This window comes from Streptomyces sp. NPDC046379 (assembly GCF_055587785.1).
This window is the reverse complement of record NZ_JBVJFP010000007.1, coordinates 192,863-218,086: the sequence shown is the minus strand read 5'-3', so window position 1 is coordinate 218,086 and position 25,224 is coordinate 192,863. Positions and strand designations below refer to the sequence as shown.

The following is a 25,224-nucleotide window of genomic DNA, read 5'->3' as shown; positions in this document are numbered from 1 at the left end:
GTGCTCACCGGTGGGGCCCCGCTCTTGTCCTGCGCTCATGTCCCGGCGCTAGTCGCCGCCGCCTCCGAAGAGGCCGCCGCCGCCGTTCCCGCCGCCGCCGTTGTTGTTCCCGCCGCCGCCGAAGCCGATGGACTGCAGCGTGATCTGCGTCGCGGCCGGGTCGTCGACCTCCTGGTTCGGACCCGGGTTCTGGTTCACCACGAGGGCCGTGTCGCTCTGGTCGCTGCCGCCCGCGAACTGGATGTTCGTGAAGCCGGCCGCGGCCAGCTCGGCCTTGGCCTGGGCGACCGGCTTGTTGCGGACGTCCGGGACCTTGACCTTCTGCTTCTGCTCGAACTTGCCGACCTTGAGGGCGACCGTCGAGTTCTTGTCGACCTCGGTGCCGGCCCCCGGCGTGCTCTCCAGGACCTTGCCGTTCTGGTTCTGGTCCTCGGTCGGCACCTCGGTGCACGTGCCCGTGAGGTCGCTGGCCTCCAGTTGCTTCTGGGCCGCCTCACAGGTCTGGCCGACCACGTCCGGGACCGTGGCCTTCTCCTCGGCCTTGGCGACCGTGAGGGTGATCGTGGAGCCCTTCTCGAGCTCCTTGCCGGAGACCGGGTCCTGCTCCAGGACCGTGCCCGGGTCCTCCGACGCCTCGCGCGTCTCCGTCTTGACCACGAACTCGTAGTCGTCGCCCTCCAGCTTGGACTTGGCCTCGTCCAGCGAGAGCCCGATCACGCTGGGCACGGCGACCTTGGGAGCGCCCGTGGAGAGCACCAGGTTGATCGTGGAGCCCTTCGCCACGTTCTCGTCGGCCTTGACGTCCTGGTCGCAGACGTGGTCCTTCTGCTGGTCCTCGCAGGGCTTCGGGTCGAACGTGACCTTGAGGTCGCTGTTGACGGCCTGTGCCTCCGCGTCGCCCTTGGACAGGCCGACGAAGTTCGGAACGGGCACGTTGTCGCTGCCGACGCCGTCGCCGCCGACGACCCACCGCCCGATCAGCACCGCGCCCACCAGCACCAGCACGGCCGCCACGACCAGCAGGATCGTGGAGGTGTTGGACTTCTTCTGGCGGCGCCGGTCGGGGCGCTCGTCGTAGCCGTAACCGCCGTCGTCCGGGTTCATCGGGGGCAGCATCGTCGTGGCGCCGCCGCCCGCGTCGGCGCGCAGGGCCGTCGTCTGCTGGTCGTCGGGGTAGCCGCCGTAGCCGACCGCGCCCATCGCGGCCGTCGCGGCGACCGGCTGGCCGTCGAGGCAGGCCTCGATGTCGGCGCGCATCTCGTCGGCCGACTGGTAGCGGTAGTTCGGGTCCTTGGTCAGCGCCTTGAGGACGATGGCGTCCATCTCCGGCGTGATCTCCGGGTCGAAGACCGACGGCGGCTGGGGCTCCTCGCGGACGTGCTGGTAGGCCACCGCCACCGGGGAGTCGCCGACGAACGGGGGGCGCACGGTCAGCAGTTCGTAGAGCAGGCAGCCGGTGGAGTACAGGTCGGAACGGGCGTCCACCTGCTCGCCCTTGGCCTGCTCCGGGGAGAGGTACTGGGCGGTGCCGATGACGGCCGCGGTCTGGGTCATCGTCATCCCGGAGTCGCCCATGGCGCGGGCGATGCCGAAGTCCATCACCTTGACCTGGCCGCCGCGGGTCAGCATGACGTTGGCCGGCTTGATGTCCCGGTGCACGATGCCGTTGCGGTGGGCGTACTCCAGGCCCTGGAGGATGCCGATGGTCATCTCCATGGCCCGCTCGGGCAGCAGCTTGCGGCCGCTGTGCAGCAGCTCGCGGAGCGTGGAGCCGTCGACGTACTCCATCACGATGTACGGGATGGAGACCCCGTCGATGTAGTCCTCGCCCGTGTCGTAGACCGCCACGATCGCGGGATGGTTCAGCGAGGCGGCCGACTGGGCCTCCCGGCGGAACCGGGCCTGGAAGGACGGGTCGCGCGCGAGGTCGGCGCGCAGCGTCTTCACCGCCACCTGGCGACCGAGCCGGGTGTCATGCGCGTGATAGACCTCCGCCATGCCACCACGGCCGAGCACCGGGCCCAGCTCGTACCGGCCGCCGAGGCGACGCGGCTCTTCCATAGCTTCCTACCAGCCCTCTCCGTCGGTCCCGACCGGCACGGTGTGTGCGGTCGGAGGCTGCCCGTCCGGGCCTACCGTACCCGGCTCGCTTTGTGGGACCTGGCCAAGCCCGTCACCCGATACAGGACCGGTATCGCAACGTGCACCGATGTGAAGGCGACGTGACGGGCGTCTCACCCCTTGCTGTTGATGACCGCCTCCATCACGCTCTTCGCGATGGGGGCGGCGAGGCCGCCGCCGGAGATGTCGCCGCGGTCGGCGTTCTCGTCCTCGACCACCACGGCCACCGCCACCGGCGAACTGCCGTCGTCCAGCTTGGCGTAGGAGATGAACCAGGCGTACGGCTTCTCGCTGTTGTCGACGCCGTGCTGCGCGGTGCCGGTCTTGCCGCCGACGGTGACGCCGTCGATCCTGGCGTTGGAGCCGGTGCCCTTCTCGACGACCGTCTCCATCATCGACTGCAGGATCTGGGCGTTGTCCGAGGACAGCGGCCGGCTGAGCTCCTCCGGGTCGGTCTGCTCGATGGTGTCCACGTCGGACGCCTGGAGCTTGTCGACCATGTACGGCTTCATCAGCGTGCCGTCGTTGGCGACGGCCGAGGCGACCATGGCCATCTGCAGCGGGGTCGCCGCGGTGTTGAACTGGCCGATCGAGGACAGCGCGGTCTGCGACGGGTTCATGTCGTCGGAGAACACCGAGGCGTTGGCGCGGACCGGGGTGAACTGCTCGCTGGTGAAGCCGAACTCCTTCGCCGTCTCCAGCATCTTGTCGTTGCCGAGGTCCGCGCCGACCTTGCCGAAGACGGTGTTGCAGGACCACTGCAGGGCGACGCGCAGGGTGGCGTTCTCGCAGGGCAGGTTGCCGTCGTTCTTCAGCTCGGTGCGGGTGCCCGTCATGACCCACGGGAGCGGGGTGTCGGTCTTCTCGTCCGCGTCCTCGTACAGGCCGTGCTCCAGGGCCGCCGCCGCGGTGACCACCTTGAACGTGGAGCCCGGCGGGTAGGTCTCGCGCAGCGCCCGGTTCAGCATCGGGTCGTCGGGGTTGTTCTTCTTCTGGAGCTTGTTCCAGGCCTTCTGGTCCTCGGCGGAGTACCCGGCGAACGTCGACGGGTCGTACGACGGGTAGGAGGCCAGGGCCAGGATCTTGCCGGTGGACGGCTCGATGGCGGCGACGGCCCCCTTGCCCCGCTGGGCCAGACCCTCGTACGCGGCCTTCTGCGCCGCGGCGTTGAGGGTGGTGACGACGTTGCCGCCCTCCTTGTCCTTGCCGGTGAGCATGTCGAGGGTGTTGCGGAAGAAGAGGCGGTCGTCGTTGCCGGTGAGGATGCCGTCCTCGATGCTCTCCAACTGGTTGGTGCCGAACGCCTGCGAGGCGTAGCCGGTGACCGGCGCCCACATCGGGCCGTTCTTGTAGGTGCGCACGTAGTCGAAGTCGCCGCTGGTGGCCCGCTTGGAGCCGGTGATCGCCTTGCCCTCGACGATGATGTTGCCGCGCGGGGTGGCATAGCGCTCGATGGCGACCCGGCGGTTCTCGGTGTCGGTGGCCAGTTCGTCCGCCTTGACGTACTGGAGATAGTTGTTGCGGATCATCAGGGTCAGGATGAGCAGTCCGCAGAAGATCGCGATCCGGCGCAGGGGCTTGTTCATGACGGTCGGACCACCTGGGTCATCTCGGCGTCGGGGTTGGGGGCGGGGGCGGGCGCCGGACGGCGCGCGGTGTCGCTGATTCTCAGCAGAATGCCGATCAGCGCCCAGTTGGCGATGACCGCGCTGCCGCCGGAGGCCAGGAACGGCATCGTCATACCGGTCAGCGGGATGAGCCCCATGACGCCGCCCGCGACCACGAAGACCTGCAGCGCGAAGGCGCCGGACAGGCCGACGGCGAGCAGCTTGCCGAACGGGTCGCGGGCCGCCAGGGCGGTGCGGATGCCGCGCTCGATGATCAGGCCGTAGAGCAGCAGCAGCGCCATCACGCCGGCCAGGCCCAGTTCCTCGCCGAAGGTGGCGAGGATGAAGTCGGAGTTGGCGGCGAACCGGATCAGGTCGGAGTGGCCCTGGCCCCAGCCGGTGCCGAGGGTGCCGCCGGAACCGAACGCCCACAGGGCCTGCATGGCCTGCTCGGAGTGGACGATGCCGTCCTGGACGCCGGCGCGGCTCAGCTCGTACTCGTGCATCGGGTCCAGCCAGGCCTGCACACGCGTCTGGATGTGCGGCTCGAAGCTGGCCACGCCGACCGCGCCGACCGCGGACATCAGCAGACCGAAGACGATCCAGCTGGTCCGCTCGGTGGCGACGTACAGCATGATGACGAACATTCCGAAGAACAGCAGCGACGTGCCGAGGTCGGTCTCGAAGACCAGGATCAGGATCGAGATCGCCCACACCACGAGGATCGGGCCGAGATCCCGGCCGCGCGGCAGGTACAGGCCCATGAAGCGGCGGCTGGCCAGCGCGAGGGCGTCCCGCTTGACCATCAGATAGCCGGCGAAGAACACCGCGAGGACGATTTTCGCGAACTCGCCGGGCTGGATGGAGAATCCGGCGACCGAGATCCAGATCTTCGCGCCGTAAAGGTCCTTGCCGAGGCCGGGCACCAGCGGCAGCAGCAGCAGGATCAGCGCGCCGACCATCGAGATGTACGTGTAGCGCTGCAGGACGCGGTGGTCCTTGAGGAAGATCAGCACCACCACGAACAGCGCGATGCCCATCGCCGTGTAGAGCAGCTGACGCGGGGCCGCGCCGCCTGCCTGGCCGATGTCCTGGAGCAGCGGCGACTGGTCCAGCCGCCAGATGGCGACCAGCCCGAGGCCGTTGAGCAGCGTGGCCAGCGGGAGCATCAGCGGGTCGGCGTACGGCGCGAACCTGCGGACCACGAGGTGGCCGACGCCGGCCAGCAGGCCGAGGCCCAGGCCGTAGCCCAGCAGTCCGGTGGGGACCTCGTCGTTGAGGGCGAGGCCCACGTTGGCGTAGGCGAAGACCGGGATGACGACCGCGAACACCAGCAGCGCCAGCTCGGTGTTGCGCCGGCTCGGCGCGCCGATGGAGCCGATGGTGGACGTGTGGTGCGTCGGCGTGTTCGTAGAACTGCTCATCGTGTGACGGGGCCTCTCACGGCTTGCCTACTGCTTACCGCACATCGAGACGACCTTCTGCTCTTCCTCCGAGAGGCTGGGCCCGGGGCTGGGAGTGGCGGTCGCGGACGGGGACTTGGACGGGTTCGGGGACGCGGACGCCGTGGGGCTCGGCGTGGCCTTGGACGCGAGGGACGTCCGGCTGGTTCCGCCGTCCTCGTCCTCGCCCGGCTTCGCGCTGTTCCGGTTCTCGGCGGCCCGTCGCTGGGCCTCCTTCTTGCACGCGGAGGCCTGGACCGACAGTTCGTCGATCTTGGCCTGGGCGTTCTTCCGGTCGCCCTCCGCGATCGTGGCCTCGACCAGCTTGCGCTGGTACGGCGGCAGGTACTTGAGTTCGATCTCGGGGTGGTCCTTCTCCACCTTCGAGAGCGACACCCAGGCTAGGTCCTGGCTGATGCCGCGGTACAGGGCGACGTGCTCGCCGTTCGTGCCGACGTAGTACTGCGTCTGCGTCCAGCGGTAGCCGCCGTACAGGCCGCCGCCGACCACGGCCAGCGCCAGCGCGCCGTACAGGGACCGCTTCAGCCACCGGCGGCCGCCGCGCTGCTTGACGAAGTCGCCCTCGTCGTACGCGCCGAAGCCGCCCGCCGGAATGAAGCCGGTGGTGTCGCCGGAGCCGGGCGGGCCGAACTCGCCGCCCCCGCCGCCGCTTTGGCCGGGCACCTGGCGGCCGAGGCCCGCGGCTCGGCCGGCCGGGGTCTGCATGATGCCGTTGTCCTGCAGTTGGTTCTGGTTCTCGGCGACCGCGCCGACCACCACCGGGGTGTCGGACAGCTGCCCGGCGAGGGTGTCCCCGGTGTCCAGGTCGAGGACGTCGGCGACGATCACGGTGATGTTGTCGGGGCCGCCACCGCGCAGCGCGAGCTGGATCAGCTCCTGCACGGTCTCCTGGGGGCCCTGGTAGCTGGCGAGGGTGTCCTCCATCGTCTGGTGCGAGACGACTCCGGACAGCCCGTCGGAGCAGATCAGATAGCGGTCGCCGGCCCGCACCTCGCGGATCGACAGGTCCGGCTCGACGTGGTCGCCGCTGCCCAGCGCGCGCATCAGCAGGGAGCGCTGCGGGTGGGTGGTGGCCTCCTCCTCGGTGATGCGGCCCTCGTCCACCAGCCGCTGCACCCAGGTGTGGTCCTGCGTGATCTGGGTCAGCACCCCGTCGCGCAGCAGGTACGCGCGCGAGTCGCCGACGTGCACCAGGCCGAGGCGCCGGCCCGTCCACAGCAGGGCGGTGAGCGTGGTGCCCATGCCCTCCAGGGTCGGGTCGTCCTCGACCATCTGGCGCAACTGGTCGTTGGCCCGCTGGACCGCCGTGCCGAGCGAGGTGAGGATGTCGGAGCCGGGCACGTCGTCGTCGAGCGCGACGATGGTGGAGATCGCCTCGGAGGAGGCGACCTCGCCGGCCGCGGCGCCGCCCATGCCGTCGGCGATGGCGAGCAGGCGCGGACCGGCGTATCCGGAGTCCTCGTTGCCCTCGCGGATCATGCCCTTGTGCGAACCGGCGGCGAAGCGCAGTGACAGACTCATGCGCACCTCGCCCGTCGGCTCCGGGTACAGCCGATCGTGTCGAGCCACACTGCCCACCCTCCGGTCGGGAGCGCGCCGGGGCCCCGGGTGTGGACCGCCGCTGCGTGCTCGCTCCGCTCGCGCTCATTCATGATGCAGCACTACTTCCGCAGCTCGATGACGGTCTTGCCGATGCGGATCGGTGCTCCGAGCGGGATCGGCGTCGCGGTCGTGAGGCGGGTCCGGTCGAGGAACGTGCCGTTCGTGGACCCCAGGTCCTCGACGATCCACTGGCCGTCCCGGTCCGGGTAGATCCTGGCGTGCCGGCTGGAGGCGTAGTCGTCGTCCAGCACGATCGTGCTGTCGTGCGCGCGGCCCAGCGTGATGGTCTGGCCCTGGAGCGCGACGGTGGTGCCGGTGAGTGTGCCCTCGGTCACCACCAGTTTGGTGGGGGCGTTGCGGCGCGCCCGACCGCCGCCCGCCGGCTGCTGCTGGCGCTGCTGCGGGGGCGCCTGCCGCGCGGCCTGCTGCGGCCGGGCGGCTTCCCGTCGGGACCCGCGCTGAGTGACGCGCGTTCCGAACAGGTCGCTGCGGATGACCTGCACGGCCACGATCACGAACAGCCACAGTACGGCCAGGAAACCCAGCCGCATGACCGTGAGGGTCAGCTCTGACATTGCCCCCGGATCACCCTTCGGCTTGCCTATAGATAACGGTGGTACTGCCCACGACGATCCGCGAGCCGTCGCGGAGCGTAGCGCGGGTGGTGTGCTGCCCGTCCACCACGATGCCGTTGGTGGACCCGAGATCCTGGATCGTCGAGGGCGTTCCGGTCCGGATCTCACAGTGCCGGCGGGAGACGCCGGGGTCGTCGATCCGCACGTCGGCGTCGGTGCTGCGGCCGAGTACGAGCGTCTGGCGGGAGATCTGATGGCGGGTGCCGTTGATCTCGATCCAGTACCTGGTGCGCGCGCCGGGCGCGACGGCCGGGGGGGTGTGGGGGGCGGCGGGCTGCGGATAGCCGTAGCCGCCGGGGCGCCCGCCGGGCGGGGGCGCGGCGGGCATGGGAGGAGCGCCGGCGGGCGCGCCGGGCTGCGGGTAGCCGTAGCCGCCGGGACGGCGGGCGCCGGCGGCCGGCGGTGCGGCCTCGGGGCTCTGCTGGTTGGTGGAGGAGGCCAGGGTGCGGCTGCGCACCCGGTACAGGCCGGTGTCCAGGTCGTCCGCCTTCTCCAGGTGGACCTTGATCGGGCCCATGAAGGTGTAGCGCTGCTGCCTGGCGTAGTCGCGGACCATGCCGGCCAGCTCGTCGCCGAGCTGGCCCGAGTAGGGGCTGAGCCGCTCGAAGTCGGGCGTGCTCAGCTCCACGATGAAGTCGTTGGGGACCACGGTGCGGTCGCGGTTCCAGATGGTGGCGTTGTTGTCGCACTCGCGCTGGAGCGCGCCGGCGATCTCCACGGGCTGGACCTCGGACTTGAACACCTTGGCGAAGGTGCCGTTGACCAGACCTTCGAGACGCTGCTCGAACTTCTTCAGGACTCCCATGGGGCACCTCCTCCGTCGTTGCCGTCCTGTGTACAGGTACTGCTTACTGATCGTATCCACGCGCCGGTGGATCGGCTGGTTCCCCCTGTCGGCCCCGTCGGCGGATGCCGACGACTGACGAGGTTCCCTGCCGGGCCGCCCTTCGAACTCCTGCCATGGATCGTAGAGGCGGGCGCGGTCAAGTGTCCCGCACCGGACTGTGCGCCGGGTCCGCTCCCGGGAGGCGGGCGGGGACCGGTACGAGGTTGATACGTGCCGGGGGCGCGGCGGCGACAGTCGGGGCGGCCTCCCTCCCGCGCGGGGGAAAGGGATGTGAATCCATCCCGGCCAGCGTGCTAATGTTCTGCGTGTCGGAAGGCGCAGGCCCCCCAGGGGACAGCCCGAGGACACACCCAATGCGCGGGTGGCGGAATAGGCAGACGCGCTGGATTCAGGTTCCAGTGCCCGCAAGGGCGTGGGGGTTCAACTCCCCCCTCGCGCACATCGCCGGAACGGGCGGATCGTGATTCACGGTCCGCCCGTTCTGCTGTGTCCGGGGCCGGGTGTGACGAGAGTCTCAGGCCGCCGGGCGGCGGAGGTCAGCGGTGACGCCCCAGTCGCGCAGGGGCGCCGCGACGCCCAGTTCGTCGAGCAGGTGCAAGGCGCGGGGTGGAAGGCGGAGGCGCGGGAGGCCGTCGACAGGTCAAGGTCCCGGGCGGATTCCGGGACGGTGACCGGCACGCCGCCGGCAGGGACTCGGGGGGCGGTCGCCGGTCCGCAGTCGGGCAGGTCGGCCCCGAACCTCATACGAGTTCTCCGTTCTGCTCGGATCCCGGGCGCGGCGTCGCGTCCGGGGCCGGATGGGACACGCCTCGCCGGCGCCGATGGCCGAGGAGGTGCAGCGCGCAGGCCACCGCGGCGACGGCCGAGGCCAGCAGCGGCAGGTGGTCCGCGGGGACGCCGGCGGACAGCCCGGCCCCGCCGAGCGCCGAGCCGGCCGAGCCGCCGAGATAGGTGGCGGAGCTGTTCAGCGCGAGGACGGCCGTGCCGCCGGACGCCCCGAGGGCCAGCAGCCGGTGCTGCTGGGGCACCACGAACGCCCAGCCGACCGCTCCCCACACCACCAGCAGCGGAAGCACGGCCGCGCCGGTCGGCAGCGGGAGCGCGGCCAGGCACAGGGACAGCGCGGCCAGCAGCACCGCCACCTGCACGCCGGGCCGGCCCGTGCGGTCCAGCAGGGGTCCGATCAGGAAGCTGCCCGCGACCCCGCCCGCGCCCCACAGCCACAGACCCGTCCGGTGTCCGGCGAACTCCGCCGCGTCGAGCACCGTCGTCAGGTACGTGTAGAGACCCAGGCTGGCCACCGCCTGGAGGAAGGCGGTGAGCACCGCGAGGGCGACCCTGCGGTCCGCCAGCTCCGCGGCCCGCGCGCGCAGCCCGGGCATCCGGGCGCCGGGCACGTCCGGCAGCAGGGCCAGGATCCCGGTCAGCGACACCACGCCCAGCCCGGTCACCAGCCACAGCGCCGCCCGCCACCCGAAGTGCCCGGACAGGAACAGTCCGGCCGGCACCCCGGCGACGGTGCCCGAACTCAGCCCGCCCAGCACCACGGACAGCGCCCGGCCGCGGCGCTCCGGTGCGGCCAGCGCCGCCGCCGCGGTCGCCGCGACCGGGACGAACACCCCGGCGGCCACCCCGGCGACACCACGCGCCACGAGCAGCGCGGGCATGGAGGGCGCCACGGCACTGGCGGCGTTGGCCAGACAGAACAGGCCCAGCGCCCCGATCAGCACCTGCCGCACGCCCAGACGTCCCAGCGCCGCGCCCGCCAGGGGTGCGAGCAACGCGTAGCAGAGCATGAAGACCGTCGCGAGCTGACCGGTCACCGAGGCCGGTTCGTGCAGGTCCCCGCCGATCGCGGGCAGCAGACCCGCCGTCACATAGGCGTCGGTCCCCACCGACAGCGCCCCGAGCCCGAGCAGCAGCACGCGCAGCACGGTGCCTCCTCCCTCGTCGCCTCACCGCACGGGTCAAGCCTCACGCGGCGAGGGCCCCGGCGGGGGCGGTTCGGCAAGTTCGGCCAGGCCGCCGAACGGGCGCGCCACCCCCGCACTCATGGCAGGTCCCCGTTCCCGGCGACGACGGTTTTCCACAGGTCTGGAGTTGTCCACAGGGTCTGACGCATTTCGGCCGGTCGCTGTACGGTCGGCACGCATTGATGTTCGGCTTGATGTTCGGCGAGTGCCGCTGGTACGGGGGGAGGCGATCGGTGTGACGGACACCGGCGCAGGGATGGCTGAGGGCGGCGTGGAGGGTGCGCGGGCGCGGGCCGCGGGCGGCGGGCAGGAGGCCGGGCACCGCCTCGTGCCACGTCGGCTGCCGGCGGTGCCGGGCTTCGCCGAGTGGCCCTTCAAGGGGGCCCGGTCGCCGAAGGACGAGGGCAAGGCGCTGCGGGGCCGGGTGCCACGGCGCGAGCACGCCACCCTGGACCTCGACGGCTCCCGCCCGGACGCGGTGACCGCCGTCGAGGAGTCGAGCCGAGGACGCATCCCGGGGCTGGCACCGCTGCGGATCGGGCGCATGGCGGCGTCGCCGTTCGCTTTCCTGCGCGGCTCGGCCGGCCTCATGGCCCACGACCTGGCCCGCACCCCGATGACGCGCATACGCGCCCAGATATGCGGCGACGCCCACGCGGCCAACTTCGGCCTCTACGGCGACGCCCGCGGCGGCCTGGTCATCGACCTCAACGACTTCGACGAGACGGTGAACGGCCCCTGGGAGTGGGACCTGAAGCGGCTCGCGACCTCGCTCGTTCTCGCGGGCCGGGAGACGGGCGCGGACGAGGACACCTGCCGGGCCGCGGCGCACGACACGGTGGGGGCCTACCGCCGGACCATGCGGCTGCTGGCCAGGCTGCCGGTCCTGGACGCGTGGAACGCCATCACGGACGAGGAACTCGTCTCCCACACCGACGCGCACGACCTGCTCGGCACGCTGGAGCGGGTCAGTGAGAAGGCCCGCGCCAACACCAGCGGGCGCTTCGCCGCCAAGTCGACGGAGCCCACCGAGGACGGCGGCCGGCGCTTCGTCGACGCCCCGCCGGTGCTGCGGAGCGTGCCGGACGCGGAGGCGGCGGCCGTGGCGGCGTCCCTCGCCGAGTATCTGACGACGGTCTCCGAGGACCGGCTCCCCCTGCTGGCCCGCTACGCGGTGCACGACGTCGCCTTCCGCGTCGTCGGCACCGGCAGCGTGGGCACGCGCTCCTACGTGGTGCTCCTTCTGGACCACCGGGGCGAGGCGCTGATACTCCAGGTCAAGGAGGCCCGGCCGTCCGCGCTCGTCCCCCATCTGCTGACCGCCGGCTTCGACGCGCCCCCGGCCGGGCACGAGGGCCGCCGGGTCGTCCTCGGGCAGAAGCGCATGCAGGTCGTCAGCGACATCTTGTTGGGCTGGACGACCGTCGACGGCCGGCCCTACCAGGTGCGGCAGTTCCGCAACCGCAAGGGCAGCGTCGACCCCGCCGCCCTCTCCACCGACCAGCTGGACGACTACGCCCGCATGACCGGCGCCCTCCTGGCCCGCGCCCACTCCCACAGCGCAGACCCCCGCCTGATCGCCGGCTACTGCGGCAAGAACGAGGAACTCGACGAGGCCGTGGCCGCCTTCGCCGTCGCCTACGCCGACCGCACCGAGGCCGATCACGCCGAACTGGTGGCGGCGGTCCGGGCGGGGCGGGTCGCGGCGGAGATGGGGGGCTAGTGGGGCTGGTGAGGGGCCGGTGAAGGCTGGGTGAGGGTGATTCGGGGAGAGCGAAGGACGGTGGCGGGCGGCGGGGCGGTCGGGAAGGGGCGGTCGGGAAGGCGACGGTCGGTAAGGGGTCGGGCTCGGGCGGGGTTCGGTTGCGACGGGGTTTGGCCGAACGTGGTTGGCTGACCGACGGGTCGGCGGCGGCTGACCGAGGCTTGGTGTCGGCTGACCGTGGCGTCGGTGGCGCTGAGGCGATCCTCGGGCGGCGGTGCGGGTGAGGGCGTGGCCTACGCTGGTCGGGTGACTACCCCGGAAGCTGAGCAGGGTGGTGTCGCCGGTGATGAGCGGGCGACGCCCGAGGACGGTGCGCCCCGGCCCGAGGAACGGCTGGAGCGGGCGGTGCGGGCGGCCGAGCAGGCGCTGATCGAGTACGAGATCGCGGTCGAGACGTTCCGTGTCGAGGTCGAGAACTTCTCCCGGCTGCACCACCAGAAGCTCGGTCCCATGTACGCCCGGCTCGAGGAGCTGGACGCGCAGATAGCGGAGGCCAGGGCCGCGAGGAGCGGCGACCCCGAGGATCTGCGGCGCGCGCAGGAACTGCGGGCCCGGGTGGTGCCGATGCCCAGCGTGGAGGAGCTGTTCCACGGCTGGATGGACGGCGACGGCCTGTTCCCGGAGGCCGCCGCGATGCTCACCGACCAGCCGGTTCGGCCCCCGCAGCGGGTTCGCCCCAGCGAGGAGGCCCGCCGTCTCTATCGCGAGCTGGCCCGCAAGGCCCACCCCGACCTGGCGCAGGAGGAGGACGAGCGCAAGCGGCGTGAGGAGTTCATCACCCGCGTGAACACCGCGTACGCCCGTGGCGACGAGGCGCTGCTGCGCGAGCTGGCCGAGGAGTGGGCGGCCGGCCCGGCGCCCCGGGAGCGCGCGCCGAGCCCGAGCGAGGAGCTGTACGCCCGCCTCGACTGGCTCTCCCGGCGCAAGGAACTGCTCACCGTCATCGCCCGCGAGCTGGAGGAGAGCGCCATCGGCTCCATGCTGCGGCTCGCTCCGGAGGACCCCGACCGCCTCCTGGAGGAGATCGCCGAGCAACTGCTGGCGGAGGTCGCGGGCCGCGAGGCCGAGCTTGCGGAGCTGACCGCTCCCGACTGACCGGTCCCGGCCAGGCCTGAAGGGCGGCACGGGAGCGGTCGGCCCGGTCGGCCTCGTCCTCCGGTCGGGCTCGGCCGTCCGTCGGGTAGCGTCGGAGGCATGAACTTCGGAGCTGGTGTCCCCACGGTCGAGGTCACGGACCTCAAGGACGACGACTTCCTGCTGGACGTCCGCGAGAACGACGAGTGGCAGGCCGGCCATGCCGAGGGCGCGCAGCACATCCCGATCAGCGAGTTCGTCGCCCGCTACGACGAGCTGACCGAGGCTGCCCCGCAGGACGGCCGCGTCCATGTGATCTGCCGTTCGGGCGGGCGGTCGGCCCAGGTCACGATGTACCTCGTCCAGCGCGGCATCGACGCGGTGAACGTCGACGGAGGCATGCAGGTGTGGGCGGCGGCGGGCCGACCCGTCGTTACGGACCAGGGCGAACCGGGGTTCGTGCTGTAGCGCCCCCGGCGCTCGATGGTCCGGCGCCTGTCCGGCGCCTGTCCGGCGCCCGCTGACCGTCGGCCGTTCCTGCCGTCCGCCGTTCCTGCCGTCGGCCGTTCCTGGCGCCGACCGCTCGTTCACCGGCCGGCGCGGCCGTCATCTGTCGAAGTCCAGCTCAACCCTCTCCGTCACCGGATGCGACTGGCACGCCAGCACGTATCCGGCCTCCGTCTCCTCCGTCTCGAGCGCGAAGTTGCGGTCCATGCGGACCTCGCCGGAGACCAGGAAGGCCCGGCAGGTGCCGCACACCCCGCCCTTGCAGGCGTAGGGGGCGTCGGGGCGGTTGCGCAGGACCGTCTCCAGCAGGGACTCCCCGGCCCGGACGGGCCAGGTTCCGCCGCGGCCGTCGAGCCGGGCGGTGACCGTGCTGTGTGCGGGCGCGGGAGCGGTGGTGGCTGCCGTGGACGTGCCGGTGCCTCCCGTCTCGCCCGTCTCCACATGGAAGATCTCCTCGTGGATCCGGGCACGCGGGACGCCCAGCTCGCGCAGTGCCCGCTCGCCCTCCTGGACCAGCCCGTACGGCCCGCACAGGAACCAGCCCGCCACCTCGGCCACCGGCAGCAGCGCGGGCAGCAGCCCGGTCAGCCGCTCCCGGTCGAGCCGCCCGGAGGGCAGGCCCGCCTGCTGTTCCTCGCGGGAGAGGACCGTGACCAGCTGGAACCGCTGCGGGTAGCGGTCCTTCAGGTCGGCGACCTCTTCCAGGAACATCGTCGAGGCGGCGGTGCGGTCGCTGCGTATCAGGCAGAAGCGGGCCCGGGGTTCGCGTGCCAGCAGGGTCGAGACGATGGACAGCACCGGGGTGATCCCGCTGCCGCCGACGATCGCCGCGTACAGGCCGGGCGCCGGGTCCAGGGTGAAGCGGCCCGCCGGGGTCATCACCTCCAGCTCGTCCCCGATGTTGATCTCTTTGAGCGCGTACGTCGAGAACGCGCCACCCTCCAGCAGCCGCACCCCGACCCGCAGCGTGCGCGGTCCGGCGTCCGTGGCCGGGGCGGGGGAGCAGATCGAGTAGGTGCGCCGGACCTCCCTGCCGTCGATCTCCCGGCGCAGCGCGAGGTGCTGGCCGGGGGAGAAGCGGTACTGCTCGCGCAGTTCCTCGGGGACGGTGAGGGTGAGGGCGACGGAGTCGTCGGTGAGCCGGTCGACCGCGGCCACCGGGAGCGGGTGGAAGCGGGCCATCACAACTCCTTGAAGTGGTCGAACGGTTCACGGCAGGACAGGCACCGCCGCAGCGCCTTGCAGGCGGTGGAGGAGAAGCGGCTGAGCAGCTCCGTGTCGGCGGCCCCGCAGTGCGGGCAGCGGACCGGCTCGGGCTCCGGGGCGGGCGCGGGGGCCGTGCCCGTGCGGGGGGCGGCGCCCGCGTCCGTGCGGGTGCGGCCCAGTGTCACCGGCACCGGTCCCGAGGCGGTGCGCACGCGGGGCGGGGCTATGCCGAACTCGAGGAGCTTGCGCCGGCCCTCGGGGCTGATGTCGTCCGTCGACCAGGCGGGCGAGAGCACGGTGCGGACCGTGACCTCACGCACCCCGTGCTCGTGCAGCGCGCGCTCTATGTCCACGGACATGGCCTCGATGGCGGGGCAGCCGGTGTAGGTCGGGGTGAGGTCGACCTCGACGGCGTCCGTGCCGCGCAGCCGCACCGCGCGGACCACGCCCAGCTCGCGCAGGGTGAGTACGGGCAGTTCGGGGTCGGGCACCGAGCCGGCGACCTCCAGCAGCTCCGCCTCCAGGGCGGTGGCCGTCACCACGACGCCCCCGGATGGCTGCGGTGCAGGTGCTGCATCTCGGCGAGCATCCGCCCGAACGACTCGGTGTGCAGGCCCTGCCGGCCCGCGCCCGCCGTCCACGCGCCCGACTGCGGACCCTCGGGAAGCTCCAGCGTGGCACGGCGCAGGACGGCGCCGACCGACGCCAGCCAGTCCGCCTTCAGCGCCTCGCCGTCCACGTCCAGGCCCTCCACCGGCTGGAACATCTCGCCGGTGAATCGCCACAGCGCCTCGCACGCACGGTGCATCCGCTCATGGCTCAGCTGCGTGCCGTCGCCGAGCCGCAGCGTCCACTGCTCGGCGTGGTCGCGGTGGTAGGCGACCTCCTTGACGGCCTTGGCGGCCAGGGGCGCGAAGGGGCCGTCCCCGCCGGCCAGCCGGTCGTAGAGGAGGTGCTGGTAAGTGGAGAAGTACAGCTGGCGGGCGATGGTGTGGGCGAAGTCGCCGTTCGGCTGCTCCACCAGCTGGAGGTTGCAAAAGGCCCGCTCCTCGCGCAGGTAGGCCAGCTCGTCCTCGTCGCCGACCAGCGACAGCAGGACCCGGGCCTGGCCGAGCAGGTCCAGGGCGATGTTGGCGAGGGCGACCTCCTCCTCCAGCACGGGCGCCTGTCCGGCCCACTCCCCCAGGCGGTGGGAGAGCACCAGGGCGTCGTCGCCGAGGGCGAGGGCGGCCGTCGTGGGGACGGTGTCCTTGGCGGGCGTCGTGGTCACAGGTGCTGCACCCCCTCCGGGATGTCGTAGAACGTGGGATGGCGGTAGGGCTTGTCAGCGGCCGGGTCGAAGAAGGGGTCCTTCTCGTCGGGCGAGGAGGCCGTGATCGCGGCGGACGGGACGACCCAGAGGGATACGCCCTCGCCGCGCCGGGTGTACAGGTCGCGCGCGTTGCGCAGGGCCAGCTCGGCGTCCGGGGCGTGCAGGCTGCCCGCGTGGGTGTGGGACAGCCCGCGCCGGGAGCGGACGAAGACCTCCCACAGCGGCCAGTCGGTCGTGCTGCTCATGCGCGTGCCCCTTCGTGCTCGCCGGTGTGCTTGGCCGCGTACGCCGCGGCGGCCTCGCGGACCCACGCGCCGTCCTCGTGCGCCTGCCTGCGCCGGGACAGCCGCTGCTCGTTGCACGGGCCGGTCCCCTTGAGGACCTCCCAGAACTCGGTCCAGTCGATCGGACCGAAGTCGTAGTGCCCGCGCTCCTCGTTCCACTTCAGGTCGGGGTCCGGGAGGGTCAGGCCCAGGGACTCGGCCTGGGGGACGCAGATGTCGACGAAACGCTGGCGCAGCTCGTCGTTGGAGTGCCGCTTGATCTTCCAGGCCATCGACTGCGCGGAGTGCTGGGACTCGTCGTCGGGCGGCCCGAACATCATCAGGGACGGCCACCACCAGCGGTCCACGGCGTCCTGCGCCATCGCGTGCTGCTCGGGGGTGCCGCGGCTGAGCGCCAGCAGCAGCTCGTACCCCTGGCGCTGGTGGAAGGACTCCTCCTTGCAGATGCGCACCATCGCCCGCGCGTACGGACCGTAGGAGCAGCGGCACAGCGGCACCTGGTTGGTGATGGCGGCGCCGTCCACCAGCCAGCCGATCGCGCCGACGTCGGCCCAGGTCAGCGTGGGGTAGTTGAAGATCGAGGAGTACTTCTGGCGGCCGGAGTGGAGCTTGTCGAGCAGTTCGTCCCGGCTGGTGCCGAGCGTCTCGGCGGCGCTGTAGAGATACAGGCCGTGGCCCGCCTCGTCCTGAACCTTGGCCATGAGGATGGCCTTGCGGCGCAGTGAGGGGGCGCGGGTGATCCAGTTGGCCTCCGGCTGCATGCCGATGATCTCGGAGTGGGCGTGCTGGGCGATCTGACGGACGAGGGTCGCTCGGTAGGCGTCGGGCATCCAGTCACGGGGCTCGATGCGCTCGTCGGCGGCCACGGCGGCGTCGAAGGCGCGCTGGTGGGCGGCGATGGCGGCGGTGTCGTCGGTGGCTGTGGCGTCGTGGACGCCGACCGTCGCTGTGCGGTCCGTTGGGTGCGCGGCTGCTGTCGCCATGGGGTCCCCTCGCCTCGGCAGTGCCCGGAACAGTCTCCCGACCGATCGTTCGGTTCGTGCGATTCCATGGTCGGCCGAGCGCCGTAAGGTGTCAACCGCTGTGGACAACTCACGGGGCGGGCTGTGGAGAGGGCTGTGCCGGGCGGGGCGGGGCTGAGTACCGTTCGCCTGCGAGGGGCCGCCCGCGGGGCCGCCCACGAGGGGTGCTTGCGAAGGCCGCCTGCGAAAGGGCCGGGCCGCCGGGCGGCGGACGACTGACCGGAAAACGGGAAACGGGGCGTGATGGACGCGCAGGGCGCGAGGGAAACGGACGACGCCGCGGCGGGCGCTGCCGCCGCTCCGCCGGGCCGGGAGCCGGAGAGGGAGCCGCAGGGGGACCCGCGGCGGACCACGGGCGGAGCACGGGCCGGCGGCCTCGGCGATCCCCCGACGACGCCCGGGCCCGGGGCTCCGCCGAAGGCCGGGGCGCCCGCGGATTCGACGGTCGAGCCGGCGGCCGAGCCGGCGTCGGGCGACCCCCGCTTGGGCATAGCCGCCCTGTCCCCGCGCTACCAGGTCGGCGTCGCGCTCGCCCTCGCCGTCGTCGCGATCACCGTCTGCGTCCACCTCGGGATGGTGTTCCTGCACGTCGCGCCGTCGAACACGGTCACCAAGAAGCACGGCCAGGTCGTCCAGGACTGGGTCTATCCGGAGTTCGAGCAGAACTGGAAACTGTTCGCGCCCAACCCGCTCCAGCAGAACATCGCCGTTCAGGTGCGCGCCCAGACACGCGGCGCGGACGGCGCCTCGCGCGTCACCGGCTGGTACGACCTGTCGGCGCAGGACGGCCGGGCCATCGACGGCAACCTGCTGCCGAGCCACACCCAGCAGAACGAGCTGCGCCGCGCCTGGGACTTCTTCGCCGCCACGCACGACGGCGACAACCGCGCCACCGGCACGCGCGGGACGCTCAGCGAGTCGTACCTGCGCCGCATCGCCGTGCTGCGTCTCGACCGGGCGGAGGCCGCCGGGCCGGGCGGCACCATCGAGCTGGTGCAGCTCAGGGCCCGCACGACCAACGTCCGGCCGCCCGAGTGGAGCGGCGAGCGGGTCTCGCTGAAGCCCCTCGACCGGGTGCTGCCCTGGTGGTCCGTGCCGGCGGCCGAGGCCACGGGAGGCACCGACGAGGCCGCGGGGGGCAACCGATGAACCGCTGGGTCATGGCCGTCTCGCGCGGCATCGCCCGGGTCACCGAGTCCGCCCTCGGCCCCTACCAGACCGCCGTGATCCGCATCGGGTTCGCCGGCACCTGGCTGCTGTTCCTGCTGCGCGAGCTTCCCCACCGGCACGAGATGTACGGCCCCGACGGGCCGTGGTCCTGGGGCCTGGCCGAGCAGCTGATCTCGATGAACGGGGCGTTCACCGTCCTGATGTGGTCGGACTCGAAGGTGTGGTTCGAGGCCGTCTACCTGCTCGCCGTGGCGGCGAGCCTGCTGCTGGCGCTGGGCTGGCGCACCCGGACGACGTCCGTCCTGTTCATGGTCGGCGTGCTGTCGCTGCAGAACCGCAGCGTCTTCATGGGCGACGGCGGGGACAACGTCCTGCACCTGATGGCCATCTACCTGGTGTTCACGCGGTGCGGGCAGGTGTGGTCGCTGGACGCGCGGCGCGCCCGGCGCGAGGCGGCGGCACGCGCGCGGGGGGAGCGGGTCGCCGACCGGACCGGGCCGCTGCTGTGGGCCGTGCTGGGTGTGGCCCTGGTCGTGGTGACCGGGACCGGGCGGATGGAGTCGGGCTGGCTGGTGCCGGCGCTGCTGTGGGGGGTCTGGGCGGCTCAGGGCCTGTGGTGGGCCGTCGGGCGCCGCTCGCGGAGCGCCGAGCCCCGCATCCTGCTCGACGTGATCGCCAACGTGCTGCACAACGGCGCCCTGTTCGTGATCATGGCCGAGGCGTGCCTGATCTACGCCACGGCCGGCTGGTACAAGATCCAGGGCTCGCGCTGGCAGGACGGCACCGCCGTCTACTACCCGCTGCACCTCGACTACTTCTCGCCCTGGCCGGCGCTCGCCGATCTGCTGTCCGCGAGCGGACTCATGGTGATGGTTGTGACGTACGGGACCGTGCTGGTGCAGGTCGCCTTCCCGTTCACGCTGTTCCACCGGCGGGTGAAGAACGTCCTGCTGGCCGTCATGATCACCGAGCACGCGGTGATCGCGGTGGTGCTCGGACTGCCGTTCTTCTCGCTGGCGATGATCGCGGCGGACGCGGTGTTCCTGCCGACGCCGTTCCTGCGCCGCATCGGCGGCTGGGCGGCACGCGCGCGTGAGCGGGCGTTCCGGCGCGGCGCCGGCTCCGGCCCCGTCCCCGAATCGGTGCCGGAACGGCGGAAGCCGGACGACGCCGAGCGGCCCGGAGAGGCCCGCGTAGGCTTCACGGCATGACCGACCCCGTCAGCGACTGGCACCGGCTCGCCGGCGCCTGCGTCCTCCTCGACGGCTTCCACGCCCTCAAGCACGCCCTGCGCTTCGGGGCCGAGGTGCCGGTCGCGGTGGCCGCCGACCGGGACGCCGCGCTGGCCCTCGCCGACGAGCTGGCGCCGGACGTACGGGAGACGCTGGCCGCGCTGCTCACGCCGGTGCCGGAGCCGACGTACGCCTCGCTCGTGCCGCGTCCGCATCCCACCGGGGTGGCCGCGCTGGCCGTACGGCCCTCCCGCGAGGCGGGACTGCGGACGCTGGCCCGGTCGCCGCGGACGGCGCCGGTCGTCGTCCTCGACAACCCGCGCAACCTCGGCAACGCCGGGGCCGTGATCAGGCTGGCCGCCGGATTCGGGGCGACCGGGGTGGTCACCACCGGCACGCTCGACCCCTGGCACCCCACGGTCGTGCGCGGCGGCGCCGGGCTGCACTTCGCGACGGTGGTGGAGCGCCTGACCGTCGAGGCGCTGCCGCCCGGCCCCGTCTACGCCCTCGACCCGGAGGGCGAGGACATCCGCGCCCTGCAGCTCCCCGACGACGCCCTGCTGGCCTTCGGCTCGGAACGCACCGGTCTCTCCACCGCGCTGCGCGCCCGGGCCGACCACCTGGTGTCGCTTCCGATGCGCCCACAGGTGTCCAGCTACAACCTCGCCACGAGCGTGGCGATGACCCTGTACCACTGGAGCGCGTCGGGCGTCCGCGGGCTCGACGGCTGAAGGCCGCCGGACCCGTCGGCCGCCGGCTGGGCGGCCGGAGCGGGACCGGCGGCCGGGAGCGGGCGCGGTGTGCGCTCGCCCCCTCGCCCGTGTCAGGACTCGCGCCTGACCTCCACCACCCGGAAGCGGTTCGCCACGAACGCGCCGTCGCACAGGGCCGCGTTCGCCGCCGGGTTGCCGCCCGAGCCGTGGAAGTCGGAGAACGCCGCCGTCTGGTTGACGTAGACGCCGCCCGTGAGGTTGAGGGAGAGCTGGGCGGCCTCCTCCAGGCAGACCTCCTCGATGTCCCGCGCGACCTGCTCGTCGGTCGTGTACGCGCCGACCGTCATCGCGCCCTTCTCGCGCACCGTGCGCCGCAGCAGCTCCAGCGCGTCGGCGGTGGAGTCGACGGCGACGGCGAAGGAGACGGGGCCGAAGCACTCGCTCATGTAGGCGGCCTCGGCGTCGGGCTTGGCGCCGTCCAGCTTGACGACGACGGGCGAGCGCACCACCGCGCCCGGGAAGTCCGGGTTGGTGATCTCCCGTGAGGCGAGGGCGACCTCGCCCAGGCCGGCGGCGGCCTCCAGGCGGGCCTTCACGTCCGGATTGACGATCGCGCCGAGGAGGGCGTTCGCGCGCGCGTCGTCGCCGAGCAGGCCGTCGACCGCCTTGGCGAGGTCGGCGACCACCTCGTCGTAGGACTTGTGGCCCTGGTCGGTGCCGATGCCGTCGCGCGGGATGAGCAGGTTCTGCGGGGTGGTGCACATCTGGCCGCTGTAGAGGGACAGCGAGAACGCCAGGTTGGAGAGCATCCCCCGGTAGTCGGCGGTGGAGTCGACGACGATCGTGTTGACGCCGGCCTTCTCGGTGTAGACCTGCGCCTGGCGGGCGTTGGCCTCCAGCCATTCGCCGAACGCCGTGGACCCGGTGTAGTCGACGATCCGGATCGCCGGGTGGGTGGCGAGCGTCTTGGCGATGCCCTCGCCGGGGCGCTCCGCGGCCAGCGCGACGAGGTTCGGGTCGAAGCCCGCCTCGGCGAGCACCTGCCGCGCGACCCGCACGGTCAGCGCCAGCGGCAGCACCGCGCGCGGGTGGGGCTTGACCAGGACCGCGTTGCCGGTGGCCAGGGAGGCGAACAGGCCCGGATAGCCGTTCCACGTCGGGAAGGTGTTGCAGCCGATGAGCAGCGCGATCCCGCGCGGGACCGGGACGAACCGCTTGGTCAGCGTCAGCGGGTCCCGCTTGCCCTGCGGCTTGGTCCACTCGGCGGTCCCGGGCGTGCGGACCTGCTCGGCGTACGCATAAGCCACCGCCTCCAGGCCGCGGTCCTGCGCGTGCGGGCCGCCCGCCTGGAACGCCATCACGAACGCCTGCCCGGAGGTGTGCATGACCGCGTGGGCGAACTCGTGCGTCCGGTCGGAGATCCGCTTGAGGATCTCCAGGCACACCATCGCGCGCAGCTCCGCGCCCGCGTCCCGCCAGGCCCGCTGGCCGGCCTTCATGGCGGGCAGCAGGACCTCCGGGTCCGCGTGCGGATAGGTGACGCCCAGTTCGATCCCGTACGGCGAGACCTCGCCGCCCACCCAGTCGTCCGTGCCGGGCTGGCCCAGGTCGAGGCGGGTGCCGAGCAGGGCGTCGAAGGCGGCCTTGCCCGCCGCCGCGTCCAGGCTGCCGTTCTCCCCGTAGGCCTTGGGGTGCTCGGGATGCGGCGACCAGTACGCGCGCGTGCGGATCACTTCCAGCGCCTGGTCGAGGGTGGGCCGGTGCTGGGCGATCAGCGTGTGCGCGGTGAGTTCGGCGGGCATGCGGGACCAACTCCTCGTCTCGGGAGCTCTTCGTCGAGCTCGTGACCTGGGCACAGAGAGGGGCGGAGTGACGGAGTGACGGGTGGAGAGATGGGCGAGAAGGTGCGGACACGGTTAGAGTAACCGAACGATCGGTCGGGACAAGGGGGTCCGCCGCATCTGTGGACAACCCCGTGCGGGAGGATCGCGCACATGACAGCACTCGACCTCAGCAGCCCCATGGCGGTCGTCGGCACCGGCACCATGGGCCAGGGCATCGCCCAGGTGGCGCTGGTCGCGGGCCACCCCGTACGGCTGTACGACGCCGCCCCGGGCCGCGCCGCGGAAGCGGCCGCCGCGATCGGCGCCCGGCTCGACCGGCTCGTCGAGAAGGACCGCCTCACCGGCGCCGAACGCGACGCCGCCAAGACCAGGCTCCGGCCCGCCGAGAGCCTCGCGGAGCTGGCGGACTGCGCCCTGGTCGTCGAGGCCGTCCTGGAGCGCCTGGAGGTCAAGCAGGAGCTGTTCCGGGCGCTGGAGGACGTCGTGAGCGACGACTGTCTGCTGGCCACCAACACCTCCTCCCTGTCGGTCACCGCGATCGGCGGCGCCCTGCGCGCCCCGGGCCGCCTGGTCGGCCTGCACTTCTTCAACCCGGCGCCGCTGCTCCCGCTGGTCGAGGTGGTCTCCGGCTTCGCCACCGACGTCACGTCGGTCACGCGCGCGTACGAGACGGCACGCGCCTGGGGCAAGACGCCGGTCGCCTGCGCCGACACCCCCGGCTTCATCGTCAACCGCATCGCCCGGCCCTTCTACGCCGAGGCCTTCGCGGTCTACGAGGCGCAGGGCGCCGACCCCGCCACCATCGACGCGGTCCTGCGGGAGTCCGGCGGCTTCCGGATGGGCGCCTTCGAGCTGACCGACCTCATCGGGCAGGACGTCAACGAGTCCGTGACGCACTCCGTGTGGGAGTCGTTCTTCCGGGACGTGCGCTTCGCCCCCTCGCTCGCCCAGCGCCGCCTGGTGGAGTCCGGCCGGCTCGGCCGCAAGACCGGGCACGGCTGGTACGACCACCGCGAGGACGCCGAGCGCCCCGAGCCGCACACCGCCGAGCGGGCCGCCCCGCCCGCCCACGTCGTCGCCGAGGGCGACCTCGGGCCGGCCGGGGAACTCCTCGCGCTGATCCGCGAGGCCGGGATCGAGGTCCGTGAGGAGGACGAGGACCACGGCACGCGCCTGGTGCTGCCGAGCGGCGGCCAGCTGGTGCTCGCCGACGGGCAGACGTCCGTGGAGTTCCGCGACGTCGTCTACTTCGACCTCGCCCTGGACTACCGCCGCGCCACCCGGATCGCCCTCTCCGCCTCCCAGGACACCTCCGCGCAGACCCTCGCCGAGGCCACCGGCCTCTTCCAGGCGCTCGGCAAGAAGGTCAGCGTCATCGGCGACGTGCCCGGCATGATCGTCGCCCGCACGGTCGCCCGGATCGTCGACCTCGCGCACGACGCCGTCGCCAAGGGCGTCGCCACCGAGGAGGACATCGACACCGCCATGCGTCTGGGCGTCAACTACCCCCTCGGCCCCTTCGAGTGGAGCCGCCGCCTCGGCCGCGGCTGGGCGTACTCCCTCCTGGACGACCTGCACCTGCGCGACCCCTCCGGGCGCTACGCGCCGTCCCTGGCGCTCTACCGCCACGCCCACGCCTCCGAGAAGCGGGAGGGCGGCGCCTGATGACCACGGCCAGGCGGGACACGTACACCCCGGAGACGCTGCTCTCGGTCGCCGTCCAGGTCTTCAACGAGCGCGGCTACGACGGCACCTCCATGGAGCACCTGTCCAAGGCGGCCGGCATCTCCAAGTCGTCCATCTACCACCACGTCACGGGCAAGGAGGAGCTGCTGCGGCGGGCCGTCAGCCGGGCCCTGGACGGTCTCTTCGGAATCCTGGACGAGGAGCACGCGCGCGCGGGGCGCGCCGTGGACCGGCTCGAGCACGTCGTGCGGCGCACGGTGGAGGTGCTCATCGCGGAGCTGCCGTACGTGACGCTGCTGCTGCGGGTGCGCGGCAACACGGACACCGAGCGGTGGGCCCTGGAGCGGCGCCGCGACTTCGACCACCGGGTGGCCGAGCTGCTGAGGGCGGCCGTCGCGGAGGGCGACGTGCGCGGCGACGTGGAGGAACGGCTGGCGACCCGGCTGCTCTTCGGCATGATCAACTCGATCGTGGAGTGGTACCGGCCCGACGGCCGGGGCATGGCCGAGCGCGAGGTGGTCGACGCGGTGGTCCGGCTGGCCTTCGCCGGCCTGCGCGCGGGCTGAGCAGCCGCCGGGCGTCAGCCCTGGGGCTCCAGGTCCTCCTCCTCGAACACCAGCAGGGTGCGGGTGCTGAGGACCTCCGGCATCGCCTGGAGCCGGGTCAGGACCAGTTCGCGCAGGGCGCGGTTGTCCGGGGTGTGCACCAACAGCAGCACGTCGAAGTCGCCGCCCACCAGGGCGATGTGCGAGGCCCCGGGCAGCTGCCGGAGCTGTTCGCGCACCGTGCGCCAGGAGTTCTGGACGATCTTCAGGGTGATGTACGCCGAGGTGCCGTGGCCCGCGCGCTCATGGTCGACGCGGGCCCCGAAGCCGCGGATGACGCCGTCCTCGACCAGGCGGTTGATGCGCGCGTAGGCGTTCGCGCGCGAGACGTGGACCCGCTCGGCGACGGACCGTATCGACGCGCGGCCGTCCGCCTGGAGCATCCGCAGGATGTCCTGGTCGATGGCGTCGAGGGGACGCGGGGGCTGCGACGGGCCGCCGGGCTCCGGGCCGTCGGCCATTTGTTCAGATGCCATGTCCCCCCGCCTCGCCTCTGTGGACGTCCTGCGTCCATCACAGGCTGTGGAGAACCGTTTGTCCACAGCCTCGGGGGCCC

General features: G+C 72.4%; 22 protein-coding genes and 1 tRNA gene. 9 read left to right on the top strand and 14 right to left on the bottom strand.

Annotated elements, in window-relative coordinates; all coding sequences use genetic code 11:
* Nucleotides 1-48: 48 nt before the first annotated feature.
* The 6 genes from pknB to ACZ6KF_RS15160 all read right to left on the bottom strand — a co-directional run bounded on the left by pknB (nt 49) and on the right by ACZ6KF_RS15160 (nt 8,233).
* Entirely contained in the window at nt 49-2,061 is a 2,013-nt protein-coding gene (gene pknB, locus ACZ6KF_RS15185; RefSeq protein WP_469158860.1) for a Stk1 family PASTA domain-containing Ser/Thr kinase, read from the bottom strand.
* A 173-nt stretch (nt 2,062-2,234) separates the two neighbouring features.
* A complete protein-coding gene (locus tag ACZ6KF_RS15180; protein ID WP_356629303.1) occupies nt 2,235-3,707 on the bottom strand; it encodes a peptidoglycan D,D-transpeptidase FtsI family protein in 1,473 nt (490 codons plus the stop codon).
* Nucleotides 3,704-5,152: an FtsW/RodA/SpoVE family cell cycle protein gene (locus ACZ6KF_RS15175; RefSeq protein WP_356629301.1), complete on the bottom strand. Its 1,449-nt coding sequence runs from the start codon at nt 5,150-5,152 to the stop codon at nt 3,704-3,706. Before ACZ6KF_RS15175 ends, ACZ6KF_RS15180 begins: the two co-directional genes overlap by 4 nt.
* Before the next feature lie 27 nt (nt 5,153-5,179).
* Nucleotides 5,180-6,712, bottom strand: a complete 1,533-nt coding sequence (locus ACZ6KF_RS15170) for a Stp1/IreP family PP2C-type Ser/Thr phosphatase (protein ID WP_356629299.1) — start codon at nt 6,710-6,712, stop codon at nt 5,180-5,182.
* Between the two features lie 140 nt (nt 6,713-6,852).
* Entirely contained in the window at nt 6,853-7,368 is a 516-nt protein-coding gene (locus ACZ6KF_RS15165) for an FHA domain-containing protein FhaB/FipA (protein WP_356629297.1), read from the bottom strand.
* Between the two features lie 10 nt (nt 7,369-7,378).
* Nucleotides 7,379-8,233 carry a DUF3662 and FHA domain-containing protein gene (locus ACZ6KF_RS15160; protein WP_356629295.1) on the bottom strand — a complete coding sequence of 285 codons (855 nt, stop codon included), beginning with the start codon at nt 8,231-8,233 and terminating at the stop codon, nt 7,379-7,381.
* Between the two features lie 397 nt (nt 8,234-8,630).
* Between ACZ6KF_RS15160 and ACZ6KF_RS15155 the strand changes: the two genes are divergently transcribed.
* Nucleotides 8,631-8,714, top strand: a tRNA-Leu gene (locus ACZ6KF_RS15155).
* 301 nt (nt 8,715-9,015) lie between these two features.
* Here ACZ6KF_RS15155 and ACZ6KF_RS15150 read toward each other — a convergent pair.
* Nucleotides 9,016-10,209, bottom strand: a complete 1,194-nt coding sequence (locus ACZ6KF_RS15150) for an MFS transporter (protein WP_356629293.1) — start codon at nt 10,207-10,209, stop codon at nt 9,016-9,018.
* A 295-nt stretch (nt 10,210-10,504) separates the two neighbouring features.
* On the opposite strand from ACZ6KF_RS15150, the gene ACZ6KF_RS15145 reads away from it, so the two are divergent.
* The 3 genes from ACZ6KF_RS15145 to ACZ6KF_RS15135 all read left to right on the top strand — a co-directional run bounded on the left by ACZ6KF_RS15145 (nt 10,505) and on the right by ACZ6KF_RS15135 (nt 13,555).
* Nucleotides 10,505-11,971 (top strand): DUF2252 domain-containing protein, encoded by a 1,467-nt coding sequence (locus tag ACZ6KF_RS15145; RefSeq protein WP_469158915.1) that lies wholly within the window; start codon nt 10,505-10,507, stop codon nt 11,969-11,971.
* 288 nt (nt 11,972-12,259) lie between these two features.
* Complete coding sequence (locus tag ACZ6KF_RS15140) at nt 12,260-13,108, top strand: hypothetical protein (RefSeq protein ID WP_469238647.1); 849 nt, start codon at nt 12,260-12,262, stop codon at nt 13,106-13,108.
* A gap of 99 nt (nt 13,109-13,207) precedes the next feature.
* Nucleotides 13,208-13,555 (top strand): rhodanese-like domain-containing protein, encoded by a 348-nt coding sequence (locus tag ACZ6KF_RS15135; RefSeq protein WP_469238644.1) that lies wholly within the window; start codon nt 13,208-13,210, stop codon nt 13,553-13,555.
* A gap of 138 nt (nt 13,556-13,693) precedes the next feature.
* Here ACZ6KF_RS15135 and ACZ6KF_RS15130 read toward each other — a convergent pair whose 3' ends face one another.
* The 5 genes from ACZ6KF_RS15130 to paaA are packed head-to-tail and all read right to left on the bottom strand — an operon-like array spanning nt 13,694 to nt 17,379.
* The gene (locus ACZ6KF_RS15130; protein WP_469238642.1) at nt 13,694-14,776 is read right to left on the bottom strand and encodes a 2Fe-2S iron-sulfur cluster-binding protein; all 1,083 of its coding nucleotides are present in this window, start codon (nt 14,774-14,776) and stop codon (nt 13,694-13,696) included.
* Nucleotides 14,776-15,342: a 1,2-phenylacetyl-CoA epoxidase subunit PaaD gene (paaD, locus tag ACZ6KF_RS15125; protein WP_356629285.1), complete on the bottom strand. Its 567-nt coding sequence runs from the start codon at nt 15,340-15,342 to the stop codon at nt 14,776-14,778. Before paaD ends, ACZ6KF_RS15130 begins: the two co-directional genes overlap by 1 nt.
* Nucleotides 15,336-16,070, bottom strand: coding sequence for a 1,2-phenylacetyl-CoA epoxidase subunit PaaC (gene paaC, locus ACZ6KF_RS15120; protein ID WP_356629283.1), 735 nt, complete (start codon nt 16,068-16,070; stop codon nt 15,336-15,338). The genes paaD and paaC overlap by 7 nt, the downstream gene beginning before the upstream one ends.
* Nucleotides 16,067-16,357: a 1,2-phenylacetyl-CoA epoxidase subunit PaaB gene (paaB, locus tag ACZ6KF_RS15115; RefSeq protein WP_356629281.1), complete on the bottom strand. Its 291-nt coding sequence runs from the start codon at nt 16,355-16,357 to the stop codon at nt 16,067-16,069. Before paaB ends, paaC begins: the two co-directional genes overlap by 4 nt.
* Nucleotides 16,354-17,379 (bottom strand): 1,2-phenylacetyl-CoA epoxidase subunit PaaA, encoded by a 1,026-nt coding sequence (gene paaA, locus ACZ6KF_RS15110; RefSeq protein WP_469238640.1) that lies wholly within the window; start codon nt 17,377-17,379, stop codon nt 16,354-16,356. The genes paaB and paaA overlap by 4 nt, the downstream gene beginning before the upstream one ends.
* A 282-nt stretch (nt 17,380-17,661) precedes the next feature.
* Here paaA and ACZ6KF_RS15105 point away from each other — a divergent pair, with 282 nt between their 5' ends.
* The 3 genes from ACZ6KF_RS15105 to ACZ6KF_RS15095 are packed head-to-tail and all read left to right on the top strand — an operon-like array spanning nt 17,662 to nt 20,551.
* Entirely contained in the window at nt 17,662-18,567 is a 906-nt protein-coding gene (locus ACZ6KF_RS15105; protein ID WP_469238740.1) for a DUF5819 family protein, read from the top strand.
* A complete protein-coding gene (locus ACZ6KF_RS15100; RefSeq protein ID WP_469175710.1) occupies nt 18,564-19,799 on the top strand; it encodes an HTTM domain-containing protein in 1,236 nt (411 codons plus the stop codon). The genes ACZ6KF_RS15105 and ACZ6KF_RS15100 overlap by 4 nt, the downstream gene beginning before the upstream one ends.
* Nucleotides 19,796-20,551: a TrmH family RNA methyltransferase gene (locus ACZ6KF_RS15095; RefSeq protein ID WP_469238638.1), complete on the top strand. Its 756-nt coding sequence runs from the start codon at nt 19,796-19,798 to the stop codon at nt 20,549-20,551. The genes ACZ6KF_RS15100 and ACZ6KF_RS15095 overlap by 4 nt, the downstream gene beginning before the upstream one ends.
* 92 nt (nt 20,552-20,643) lie before the next feature.
* Here the strand turns inward: ACZ6KF_RS15095 and paaN are convergent, their stop codons facing one another.
* Entirely contained in the window at nt 20,644-22,335 is a 1,692-nt protein-coding gene (gene paaN / locus ACZ6KF_RS15090) for a phenylacetic acid degradation protein PaaN (protein WP_356629273.1), read from the bottom strand.
* 192 nt (nt 22,336-22,527) lie between these two features.
* Between paaN and ACZ6KF_RS15085 the strand changes: the two genes are divergently transcribed.
* Nucleotides 22,528-24,042, top strand: coding sequence for a 3-hydroxyacyl-CoA dehydrogenase (locus tag ACZ6KF_RS15085; protein ID WP_469238636.1), 1,515 nt, complete (start codon nt 22,528-22,530; stop codon nt 24,040-24,042).
* Entirely contained in the window at nt 24,042-24,629 is a 588-nt protein-coding gene (locus ACZ6KF_RS15080) for a TetR/AcrR family transcriptional regulator (protein WP_356629269.1), read from the top strand. The genes ACZ6KF_RS15085 and ACZ6KF_RS15080 overlap by 1 nt, the downstream gene beginning before the upstream one ends.
* 14 nt (nt 24,630-24,643) lie before the next feature.
* Here the strand turns inward: ACZ6KF_RS15080 and ACZ6KF_RS15075 are convergent, their stop codons facing one another.
* Nucleotides 24,644-25,144 (bottom strand): Lrp/AsnC family transcriptional regulator, encoded by a 501-nt coding sequence (locus ACZ6KF_RS15075; RefSeq protein WP_469158852.1) that lies wholly within the window; start codon nt 25,142-25,144, stop codon nt 24,644-24,646.
* Nucleotides 25,145-25,224: the final 80 nt, after the last annotated feature.